General features: G+C 72.8%; 2 protein-coding genes. Both read left to right on the top strand.

Annotated features, from left to right (window positions below; genetic code table 11):
- The first annotated feature begins 273 nt into the window (after positions 1-273).
- Entirely contained in the window at positions 274-1,236 is a 963-nt protein-coding gene (locus ESO86_RS14915; RefSeq protein WP_129235690.1) for a type IV toxin-antitoxin system AbiEi family antitoxin domain-containing protein, read from the top strand.
- A gap of 236 nt (positions 1,237-1,472) precedes the next feature.
- Entirely contained in the window at positions 1,473-2,750 is a 1,278-nt protein-coding gene (locus ESO86_RS14910) for a saccharopine dehydrogenase family protein (protein WP_129235689.1), read from the top strand.
- Positions 2,751-2,797: the final 47 nt, after the last annotated feature.

Below are 2,797 nucleotides of genomic sequence, written 5' to 3'. Positions count from 1 at the left end.
CGGCGCGTCGGCCGCCGCCCGCCATCCCTGCCGTCCGTCCGCCCGCCGACGCTCGCCACCCGCCATCCTCAGCCGTCCGCCCGCCGTCGGGAGGAACTTCCGGCCGCCCGTCGGCGTGTCGCGGGGCGACACGCCGCGGGCCGATCGATTCCTCCTCCCGTGCGAGCACGACCGCTCCCAACTCCACCTCCCGAAGCCATCCGTCGGGCGGGTTCCTCCCCGGATCCGGCCGACCAGCCCGGGCTCGCGCCTCGGATCCGCGAGTCTCACCGCATGCCCCGACTCCTCGACGAGCTCTCCCGGCTCGGCCACGTGGCCCGCGCCAGCACCCTGATCGCCCGAGGCGTCGACCGAAGGCAGATCTCGCGCGCGGTCGCACATGGAGCCGTGATCCGGCCCCGACGTGATTGGATCGCCGCTCCGTCGGCCGACCGCGAGCAGCTGGCGGCGGTCGCGACCGGCGCGGCGATCGGCTGCGTCTCGGCCCTGCGAAGGCTCGGGGTCTGGGCCGGCGAGGATGACGTGCTGCACCTGCATGCACCGCCGTCCGCGGGGCACGTCCAGCCCGCATCGCGGTCCGACCGGGGAGGTGCGTCGATGGCGTGGCATCCGCTCGCCGCCCACCACCGTCGGCGAGCAGACGGAGTCCGAGACGCCGTGGCGGGAGCGCCGCGCGTGCACTGGGCGCCCGACCCGGCTCCGGAGCGGGCGTTCGACTGGATCGTCTCGCCGGAGGCCGCGCTGGCACGCGCGGTGCGATGCCTCCCCGAGGAGCATGCGCGAGCGGCCATCGACTCGGTCCTGCACGAGCGCGTGCTGACGCGTCTCGGGGTCGAGGCCGTCCTGGCGGGCGTCGCGACGACGCGCGTGCTCGTCGACGAGTACACGGGGAGGCTCGAGTCGGGAGTGGAGAGCCTCTTCGTCCGAAGGCTCGTCGATGCGGGCCATTCGGTGGTGCCGCAGGTGCGCTTCGCGAACCTCGGCCGGTTCGACGGGCTGATCGATGGCATGGTGCTCTTCGAGATCGACGGACGCGCCCATCACTCGGGTCCGAAGGAGTTCCATCGGGACCGGGATCGAACCCTGGTCGGTCAGGCGTTCGGCGTTCCCGTGGTCCGGCCGAGTGCCCGGCACGTGCTCGAGGACTGGCCGACGGTGATCGCGGCCGTCGCACGCGCAGTGGCGGATGCCGCGCTGGTCCGCGCCGCCCGCGGCCTGCCACCGGCGTTCGGCTGACGCGGGTGGTCCGTGCCCCATCTCCAGCGCCGTGCTCGCGTCTCGCCGTCGTCCTCGGTGTGCGCCGGTCTCGTTCGGGAGGAAGAACGCCGGGACACGCCGTTGCGACGGCTGCGACACGCCGCACCGGAATGGGGAGTTCCTCCCGAAGGCGTCGGCATCCGCCGGTGCGACGATGGACGTCCGCTCAATTATCCATCTGGACAATTGAGTGGATCGCGGCTAGCGTACCCAGCATGCGAATCCTCCTCATCGGCGCGGGGGGCGTGGGCGATGCCATCGCCAAGATCGCCGCTCGCCGCGACTTCTTCGAGCTCCTCGTCGTGAGCGACTACGACGAATCCCGCGCCCGCCGCACGGTCGACTGGATCGCCGCGAAGCACGGCGACGACGTCGCGGCACGGTTCGCCACCGCGCAGGTGGATGCGAGCGACCCCGAGGTCGTGGCATCCGTCGCCCGCGAGCACGGCGCCACCCACGTGATGAACGCGGTCGAGCCCAAGTTCGTGCCGTCGATCTTCCGCGGCGCGCTCGCCGCCGGCGCCGACTACCTCGACATGGCCATGAGCCTGTCCGAACCGCACCCGACCGACCCGTACGCCGAGGCCGGCGTGAAGCTCGGCGACGACCAGTTCGCGCAGGCCGACGACTGGGAGACGGCGGGGCGCCTCGCGCTCGTCGGCATGGGCGTCGAGCCCGGACTCTCCGACGTCTTCGCGCGCTACGCGGCCGACCACCTCTTCAGCGAGATCGACGAGCTCGGCACGCGCGACGGCGCGAACCTCGTGGTGCGCGACGAGGCGGGCAACGAGATCTTCGCCCCCTCGTTCTCCATCTGGACCACGATCGAGGAATGCCTGAACCCGCCCGTCGTGTGGGAGCGGGACCGGGGCTGGTACACGACGCCCCCGTTCAGCGAGCCCGAGGTGTTCGAGTTCCCCGAGGGCATCGGCCCGGTCGAGTGCGTGAACGTCGAGCACGAGGAGGTGCTCCTCATGCCGCGCTGGGTCGACGCGAAGCGCGTGACCTTCAAGTACGGCCTCGGCGACGAGTTCATCACCGTGCTGAAGACGCTGCACCTGCTCGGGCTCGACTCGACGACGCCGATCCGCGTGCGCAGCGCGAGCGGGCCGGTCGAGGTCGCTCCGCGCGATGTCGTGGCCGCGGCCCTGCCCGACCCCGCGACGATCGGCCCGCGGATGACCGGCAAGACCTGCGCCGGCCTCTGGGTGACCGGCCGTGGCACCGACGGCGAGCCGCGCGAGGTGTACCTCTACCACGTGAGCGACAACGAGTGGACGATGCGCGAGTACGAGGCGCAGTGCGTCGTGTGGCAGACCGCCCTCAACCCGGTGATCGCGCTCGAGCTGCTCGCCTCCGGTGTCTGGTCGGGCCGCGGCGTCCTCGGCCCGGAGGCGTTCGACGCGGAGCCGTTCCTCGACCTGATGGCCCGCGCCGAGGCCGAGGGCGGCTACGGCCAGCCCTGGGGCATGGAGGATCGCCTGGCCCGCTGACGCGCCCCGGCCTCGCCCCGGGCGACCGGGCGACCGGGCGACCGGGC

The sequence above is a fragment of the Agromyces binzhouensis genome (genome assembly GCF_004135055.1).
Taxonomy (GTDB): domain Bacteria; phylum Actinomycetota; class Actinomycetes; order Actinomycetales; family Microbacteriaceae; genus Agromyces; species Agromyces binzhouensis.
Note: the sequence above shows the minus strand (reverse complement) of the source record. Positions and strands in the feature narration are given on the sequence as shown.

Excerpts from the sequence above, each read along its gene's own strand:
- ESO86_RS14910 (WP_129235689.1), top strand. The coding sequence starts at position 1,473 with ATGCGAATCCTCCTCATCGGCGCGGGGGGCGTGGGCGATGCCATCGCC.
- ESO86_RS14915 (WP_129235690.1), top strand. The coding sequence starts at position 274 with ATGCCCCGACTCCTCGACGAGCTCTCCCGGCTCGGCCACGTGGCCCGC.